8 protein-coding genes are annotated in these 7978 nt (G+C 31.0%); all 8 read left to right on the top strand.

The annotated features are described in order from the left end of the window. Positions 1–226 precede the first annotated feature (226 nt). From KI369_RS00105 to KI369_RS00070, 8 genes are read left to right on the top strand one after another with little or no spacing between them, the layout of a single operon-like run. The gene (locus KI369_RS00105) at positions 227–1420 is read left to right on the top strand and encodes an acyltransferase family protein (RefSeq protein ID WP_212954671.1); all 1194 of its coding nucleotides are present in this window, start codon (positions 227–229) and stop codon (positions 1418–1420) included. Continuing rightward, a complete protein-coding gene (locus KI369_RS00100; protein WP_212954670.1) occupies positions 1421–2164 on the top strand; it encodes a YveK family protein in 744 nt (247 codons plus the stop codon). It abuts the gene before it with no gap. Then, positions 2151–2771 (top strand): CpsD/CapB family tyrosine-protein kinase, encoded by a 621-nt coding sequence (locus KI369_RS00095; RefSeq protein WP_212954669.1) that lies wholly within the window; start codon positions 2151–2153, stop codon positions 2769–2771. Before KI369_RS00100 ends, KI369_RS00095 begins: the two co-directional genes overlap by 14 nt. An 18-nt stretch (positions 2772–2789) precedes the next feature. Further along, a complete protein-coding gene (locus KI369_RS00090) occupies positions 2790–3428 on the top strand; it encodes a sugar transferase (protein WP_088015733.1) in 639 nt (212 codons plus the stop codon). 37 nt (positions 3429–3465) lie between these two features. Continuing rightward, the gene (locus KI369_RS00085) at positions 3466–4902 is read left to right on the top strand and encodes an oligosaccharide flippase family protein (protein ID WP_212954668.1); all 1437 of its coding nucleotides are present in this window, start codon (positions 3466–3468) and stop codon (positions 4900–4902) included. Between the two features lie 3 nt (positions 4903–4905). Continuing rightward, positions 4906–6120, top strand: coding sequence for an O-antigen ligase family protein (locus KI369_RS00080; RefSeq protein ID WP_088015731.1), 1215 nt, complete (start codon positions 4906–4908; stop codon positions 6118–6120). Then, on the top strand, positions 6095–6895 hold the full coding sequence (locus KI369_RS00075) for a glycosyltransferase family 2 protein (protein WP_088356604.1): 801 nt from the start codon (positions 6095–6097) through the stop codon (positions 6893–6895). The genes KI369_RS00080 and KI369_RS00075 overlap by 26 nt, the downstream gene beginning before the upstream one ends. Further along, positions 6892–7944 (top strand): glycosyltransferase family 4 protein, encoded by a 1053-nt coding sequence (locus KI369_RS00070; protein ID WP_088015729.1) that lies wholly within the window; start codon positions 6892–6894, stop codon positions 7942–7944. The genes KI369_RS00075 and KI369_RS00070 overlap by 4 nt, the downstream gene beginning before the upstream one ends. The last annotated feature ends 34 nt before the right edge of the window (positions 7945–7978 follow it).

Here is a 7978-nt window from a genome sequence, read left to right as displayed (position 1 = left end):
GTGTTTTTCTATCAATATTATTCATTTTTCGAGGTTGAAATTGGTATATACCAATTTTTAAGATTCACTATTCATAATATTACAAAAAGTGTTACAATACATTCAAAATTACGCTATAAAATCATTTTAATATGAAAAATTGGAATGAAAAGAAAGGAGAGGAATATGAATAATGGTGTCGCTTTGAAATGATTATTATCATTTCAGTAGGAGTTGATGTAAAACGATGGATAGGTATGAAGAACTGGATTCTATACGAGGAATTTCTTCATTGATAGTAATGATTGGCCATCATTTAATGATTTTTTCAGTATTTCAAACTTACAGTTATGAGGATAATAAACCATTTGTTATTTATCTATTAAAAGAAACGCCTGCTCGTCTAATTTTTAGTAGTGGTAATGAATCTGTTATTATTTTTTTTGTCTTGAGTGGATTTGTTTTGTATAAATCCATTCAAAAAAACTACGATAGCTATGGAACATTCCTTTTAAAGCGTATATCCAGAATCTATATTCCGTATATCGTAGCAATAAGTATAGCTATTTTATGCCAGACTACAATGAGTAAATATGGTATTTCTAATTTAAGTGAATGGTTTAATCGCTCATGGACGACTGAAAGTTCTTTAAGCTTAATAGCGCAACATATTTTATTGATTGGGAAATATAATACAGATGCATATAACGGCGTAATTTGGTCACTTGTTCATGAAATGCGAATATCAATAATTTTCCCATTAGTTATGATGGTTTGTTTACGAAAAACGTTGAGATATTCATTATTGTCATTGTTTAGTTTTAGTATATGTTCTGTCGTGATTTTATTTTTATTTCACTCAAGTTTAACATTAACTAGTTATGCATTAACTCTGCACTACACAGTGCTGTTTTTACTAGGAGCACTAGTGGCGAAATATAAAAATAATTTAATAGTTTTTTATAGTAATCGTATTAAAAATGAGAAAATTGCATGGTTTTTATTGGCGGTTTTAATTTATATGTATGAAGGACTTATTGGGGAAATTAATTTGCTCAATAATTTTATATTTCGAGACTACGCAGTGGCGATAAGTGCATGTTTATTTGTCATATTAAGCTTATCAGTATCAACTTTGTCATCCTTGTTACGTAATAAATACTTGTTATATTTGGGGAAGATTTCTTACAGTCTTTATTTATACCACATCATATCTTTATTTTCCCTAGTGTATATGCTTCATGAAATATTTCCGTTATCTATTGTTTTAATTTTATCGCTCATTCTTTCGTTTATACTAGCAATAATTTCTTATTTGTTTGTAGAAAAATTTGCATTCAGGATCGGAAAGTATATAACAAAGCAATCGAATTTAGAAAAGAAAAGACTATCTGTAGAAAGTGAGTTGCAGGATGTCGTTCAAACAAAGGCGGTGAAATAATTGAAGCAAGAAATTAGCATGAAGGATTTTCAGCAGCTATTGAAAAGAAGGGTAGTAACAATTATTTTGACGATGTGTTGTGTAACAGTTTCTTTAATTCTTATTTCTATGTATGTATTAAAGCCTTCGTATCAATATTCAACGCAAATTCTCGTTGGGAATTTAGATGGGTTTAATAAGGAAAATGCGGTGAATAAAACACAGGAAAATAAACAACTTGTAACTTCGTATGTTGATATATTAAAAAGTCCACTCATTATTTCAACGGTTAAAAAAAATTTAAAATTAGAGCAATCAACTTATGAATTAGCACAAAAAATTTCAGTGGTGAATATGGACAACTCGCAAATCGTTACTGTCACAGTAAAAGATTCGGATCCTACAATCGTCAAAGAAATTGTAAAGTCACTGGCAGAACAATCTCAAAAAAGCTTTCAACAGTATACGAATGTACAGGGGATAAAAATATTAACTGACCCTGAGTTACAGGAAAAAGCTGAAAAGTTGTTTCCAAAATTTCAACTTATCATTCCTATCTCTCTAATTGTTAGTTTTTTTGTTGGGATAGGTTTAGCTGTATTTCAAGATTATTTTGATGAACGTATATACGTGGAACAAGATTTAGAGAAAATAACAACAGTCCCTGTTATTGGTTACATAAATATGAAGCCGAATAGAAAAAAGAAATCTACAGAAGTTGATACGCAATCATCCATATATCGAGGTGACCATGTCGATGTTTAAGACAAAGAAACAGCTTCCATTTGATCCGCAGGATGCTTTAATGAAAGAGCAGTTTTATACGATGTATCACGAGTTGAAAAAATCGGGGAAACAAGTGTTCACAGTTACTTCAACGAAGGATAGAGGTGTTGTTGCCTCGCTTATAGTAAATATAGGGCTAGTGTTTGCAGAAATGAAAAAAAAGGTGTTACTTATCGATGTGAATTTTTCTGATCCTAAACTACATCTACTATTACAAAGTAATCATACGAAAACAGTGAATGATATAATAAGCGATTCCTTCTGTAGTTATGAAACTTTTTCTAGTAATTTATCTAAATACTTATATTGTATTCCTGCCAAAAAAACAGTACACACCGGTATGTCTCTGGTTGCTACGGATGAATTTGATTATGTAATTGCGAAGTGGAAAGAAGATTTTGATTACATTTTCTTGTATTCCTCTGAAGTATTTGAGCTTCCTGCTACACACATGATTGCAGGGAAATGTGAAGGAGTGGTCTTAGCGGTCAAAAAGAGAAAAGATTCCTTACGTACCGTGCAAAAAGTGATAGCAAATATAAAGAGGAAAGAATGTGAATTAATAGGTATAGTTTTATATTCTTGAATGTGGAGGTAACGATCTATGATTCGTGAAACAAATCAAGCCAAGTTGTATACGATTCCAGCTCAGGAAAAAACCAGTATTTTGAATCGAAGTATAAAGCGCTTGTTTGATATTATATTTTCACTCATATTGTTACTATTAGCGATACCAATTATGTTGTTCTTTTGTATTATGATTGCTTTCGAAACAGCAGGATCTCCAATTTATTTTCAAGAACGTTTAGGGATTAATGGGAGGAAATTTAATGTATTAAAATTAAGGTCGATGGTAAAAGATGCTGAACTAAATGGACCGCAATGGGCAAATGAAAATGATTCAAGAATTACTAAAGTGGGATCATTTATAAGAAAAACGAGAATTGATGAGTTACCACAACTTTTAAATATTTTAAAAGGTGATATGTCTTTTGTTGGACCTAGACCAGAGAGAGAGTATTTTTATAAACAATTTGATGCGTATATTCCAGAATTCAAGGATCGTTTAATTGTGAAGCCAGGGTTAACAGGATGGGCACAAATAAATGGAGGATATAATCTTGATCCGAAAGAAAAGTTGAAATGGGACATGGAGTATATTGAAAGGAAAACGATTAAGATGGACATTAGGATTTTATGTAAAACCGTTTTAATCGTATTGAACGGTAATGGTGCAAGATAAATATATGTAAGTAGGTTGCTTGCAAAGGAGAGCAGGTATGGGGAGATCTATTTTAAATAATATTATCCATCTATTTTATAGCACAATTTTAGCTAATCTTCTTCAGGCTGTGAGTTTAATTGCTTTAGCAAATTTTTTTAATGCACAAAATTATGGGATGTTTAGCGTTGCCATAGCCGTGACGTTTGTTATGTTATTTTTTACAGATTTAGGACTTACGAATACGTTTCTTCGAGAAGGAGCAAAAGATGAAGTAGATTTAGAGACGATTTTATCGTCGTATATAAAAGTAAGGATGATTCTACTTATTTTTATTTCTATAATCGGCTATATTGCTATTCATTATATGTACGCGGATAGCAATTTGATTTATATGATGATAAACGTAATGTTTTTCATGTTAATAGGATTAAGTTGGCAAAATATAGGAATTGCCTACTTTCAGCTGACGGAGCGTATGAAGTATATAGCGCTTATTAAAGTTGTATCAGCGGCAGTTGTTATCATAATTACATGTTTTTGTATTTTCGGAGAGTTACCGGTGTATGTAACAGCTCGTTTATATGCTTTGGGGTATATGATCGGTGGTTTATTTAGTATATATGTCATGAGAAAAAAGACGAAAATGAATCTGAAAGTTGTAATTCAGAAAGCGTTATTTTGGCAATTGACACCGTTTATTATTAGTGGTTTTTTAATAATGAGTACGCCACAATTAGCACCTATCTTACTTAACTATACATTGCCATTAAGTATGATAGGTGTTTTCGCAGTGGCGTATCGGATGCCAGCAGCTTTATATCAAGTGCCAGGGGTAATTGCAGGTGCATTTTATCCAGTACTGTTTAAGTATTATAATCAGAATAATTTAGAAGAGCATACGAAATTAAACTTACTTCAAATAAAATCAATGGCGATTGTGGGAATATGTATGACGATAGGTTTATATCATTTAGCGCCATACTTTATTTCTATATTTTTTCATGAGGAATGGAGAAATGCAGTGGAGCCACTCCAAATATTATCATTTCTCATTGTGCTGCAAAGTTTAAATATTGCTATAGCTGATGGTTTAACAACGAGTGGACGTCAAAATAAAAGAACGGTTGTGCAATGTATAGCATTAGTGATAGGTGGGATTATGCTTTATAGTTTTAGTAGTGTTGGTGGAGTGATGGGAGCGGCTTATGCTATGGTTTTATTTGAAATTGTAGCTTTAGTTGGATATATAGCAGTAAGTGTAGTGAAGAGGAAAATTCTGTTTCAAATTGTCATACCTTATACAATTTATTTTGGTGTAACTTTTATTGGAGTGCAATATATATTGCATACATATCATTTCATTGCGCTCGTTCTGAATACAATAATCGTAGTAGTGGGTATATTCCTATATGATTATGAGCTAAAAAAACTTCTTCTTTCGTTTATAAGAAAAACACGCAAAAAGGATTATATTACGAAACAGGGGATATAGCCTATGGAAAATAATATGAAAATATCGATGAAATGGATTATGCTCTTAATATTATTTGTCATGTTAAGTAAATACAACATATATATTGGATTTTCGCTGAAGATATATATGATTTTTTTAGTCATATATTTTTGTTTAACAGTTAAAAACTTTCATATTCAAAAGCTATATTTTCATGAAGTTGTATTTTTACTATTTTATTTCATCTATTGTTTGAGTGGAATCCTTTCTATATATTTAAATGCTAGTATTCGTATGATTTTTGGTGTGCTACTTGTTTTAGGGTGTTATTTTATAATGAGAAATTTAGTTGGAAATGTTGAAATAGCAACACTTGAATCATCCATTGTCTATGTTGGATTAGTATTTAATATTGTAAGTTTAATCCTTTATATAGTCGGCTTACAGCACTTTGGATTATACGGTGGAGAAGAGAGAGAAATTTTTGCTGGACTATTAGTTGATAGAGGGTATCCAAGATTAATTGGATTGCTAGATGATCCTAATATTTTTATTTTTTATAATACAATATTTTTTATGTATTATATGACAAATTTACATAATATGCCGAATATTATAGGGTTAATTTTATGTGTTACGACGAGTTTATTAACTTTTTCAAGGGGAGGTATACTAGCACTTGTGCTTGTCGTTTTTGTATATGTATGTACATCTAGTTTTGCAAAAAAAATAAAAATAATGATGAGTTTACTATTGTTTAGTGTAGTAATTTTTAGTTTATCGAATAGTGTAATGGGTGGTCAATTAGATGATATATTGAATAAAAGAATTTCTGATTTTTCGCATGATAATGGAAGTGGGAGATTTACATTATGGGAAGCTGCTTTTAAATATTATGTATCGAATCCATATATCGGAATCGGTGCATTTAACTTTTCGAATTATTATGAGTTTCAATTTAATGAAAAATTATATGTGCACAATACATTTTTAGAAATTTTGTCTGAATCAGGTACAATTGGTTTTCTTTTATATAGCGCGTTTTTAATCATATTAATGTTCAAGTTAACGCAGTATACTTTGTTTCGCGAAAAACCGTATCTTTTATTAACTATGATTGCATTTTTATTTCAGATGATGTCATTGTCACTCATTATTAACGAAGCATTCTTTTTATTTTTAGCAATTGTTGTGAAGTACATTTCAATATATGAAGGAAGGGGAATGATAGATGGTAAAATGTCTATTCGCATATAATAAGGCGCCTCATGTTTCCGTAATAACACCTTCTTATAATAGTATACAATTTATAGGAGAGACGGTGTTATCAGTACAGAATCAATCCTATGAAAATTGGGAAATGATTATCGTTGATGACGCTTCAACAGACCAATCTCTTGCAAAAATTAAAGAGATAATAGAAGGAGACTCACGTGTTAGACTAGTATCATTAAAAGAAAATGTTGGTGCTGCAAGAGCTCGTAATATAGCAATTAAAGAAGCGCGAGGAAGATATATTGCTTTTTTAGATAGTGACGATATTTGGCTACCAAATAAATTGGAGACGCAATTGTCATTTATGGAAGAAATGAATGCGGCCTTTTCGTATACATCGTATAGTTTAATAGATGAAAACGGTAATGAACTAAATCGAGAAGTGAATGTACCAAAATCTGTTGATTATCATTGTCTGGCTGGGAATACAATTATCGGTTGTTTAACAGTAATGATTGATCGTGAAAAAATTCCGCATATTGAAATGCCTAATGTACAGCCAGAAGATACAGCATTATGGCTGAACTTATTACATGAAGGGCATGAAGCGAAAGGGATACAGCAAGTGTTAGCAAAGTATAGAATTGTAGAAAATTCTGTTTCGAGAAATAAAATGAGAGCAGCTTTTCGGTACTGGAAATTATTAAGGGAACAAAAACGACTAAATGCAGTGCAAATCTTTTACTATTTTAGTAAGTATGCTTTTCATGCCTATAGAAAAAATAAAATCAATGTAGTTGGGAAGACGCAATTATGAATATACTGTTGATGACAGATAAATTGATAACTGGAGGAGCCGAAAGTTATTTTTGTAAATTGGAAAGCAATTTGCGTTATGAGGATTTTAAAGTTTATACAGCTGCAGGTGATGGAGAACTATATGAATCTCTTACTAGAAAAGAAAATTTTATGTTGCTTAGTCGATGGAATCATTTGAGAAATATTTATTACTTACGGAACGAAATTTGTAAACGGAAGATAGAACTTATTCATGCGAATAGTTTGCGGATGGTTTTATATGCCTTTTTACTTCAAAAGTTTATGAAAAAAAAGATAAAAGTCGTGTATACGAAACATAATGTAACAATATTAGAAAAGAAAATGCCAATTCTCTTTCGTTATTTCATAAATAAATATGTGAATAATATTATTACAGTAAGTGAGTTTGAAAAAAATAATTTAATTTCAATGCATGTAGCAGAAGAGAAAATAAAGACGATTTATAACGGTGTGGATATTGAAAAGTTTTTATTCCAGCAAAAAAAGACAGAATCTACTTATAATGTAGGCATATTAGCTAGATTATCCAAAGAGAAAAACCATCAACTATTTGTAAAAATTGCAAATGTGTTGAAAAAGAGAAATGATTTTAAGTTTTATATTGCTGGTGATGGACCAGAGAAAGAGTCTATTAGGAAAGAGATAGAAAAGTATGGATTGCAGCAAAGTGTAAAGATGTTAGGGAATATTTCTGAACCACATGGATTTATAGGGAATATGGATGCCTTACTTTTATTATCTTTTCGTGAAGTGTTTCCAATGGTGGTAATTGAAGCAATGGCGACAGGGACACCAATTATTTCAATAGATGTCGGCGGAATAAATGAAGCGGTAATAGATGGAGAATCAGGTGTTTTGTTGTCTGAATATTGCGAGTTAGGATTTGCAAGAGCGCTTGAGGAACTACAAGGAAATGAGGAAAAGGTGAATGGTATTAGACTGAAAGCACGAGAGAAAGCAGAGATATATTTCTCATTAACTAAAATGATAGAAGAAACGAAAGATATATATGAATTAAACAAATGACCGTGCAAGTCGTTTGTTTTTTTTATTATAGAAA

Source organism: Bacillus sanguinis (assembly GCF_018332475.1).
GTDB classification, from domain to species: Bacteria; Bacillota; Bacilli; order Bacillales; family Bacillaceae_G; genus Bacillus_A; species Bacillus_A sanguinis.
The sequence above is the reverse complement of the archived record's forward strand: the minus strand, read 5'-3'. Positions and strand labels throughout refer to the sequence as shown.

Excerpts from the sequence above, each read along its gene's own strand:
- KI369_RS00105 (WP_212954671.1), top strand. The coding sequence starts at position 227 with ATGGATAGGTATGAAGAACTGGATTCTATACGAGGAATTTCTTCATTG.
- KI369_RS00095 (WP_212954669.1), top strand. The coding sequence starts at position 2,151 with ATGTCGATGTTTAAGACAAAGAAACAGCTTCCATTTGATCCGCAGGAT.
- KI369_RS00090 (WP_088015733.1), top strand. The coding sequence starts at position 2,790 with ATGATTCGTGAAACAAATCAAGCCAAGTTGTATACGATTCCAGCTCAG.
- KI369_RS00085 (WP_212954668.1), top strand. The coding sequence starts at position 3,466 with ATGGGGAGATCTATTTTAAATAATATTATCCATCTATTTTATAGCACA.
- KI369_RS00080 (WP_088015731.1), top strand. The coding sequence starts at position 4,906 with ATGGAAAATAATATGAAAATATCGATGAAATGGATTATGCTCTTAATA.
- KI369_RS00075 (WP_088356604.1), top strand. The coding sequence starts at position 6,095 with ATGGTAAAATGTCTATTCGCATATAATAAGGCGCCTCATGTTTCCGTA.
- KI369_RS00070 (WP_088015729.1), top strand. The coding sequence starts at position 6,892 with ATGAATATACTGTTGATGACAGATAAATTGATAACTGGAGGAGCCGAA.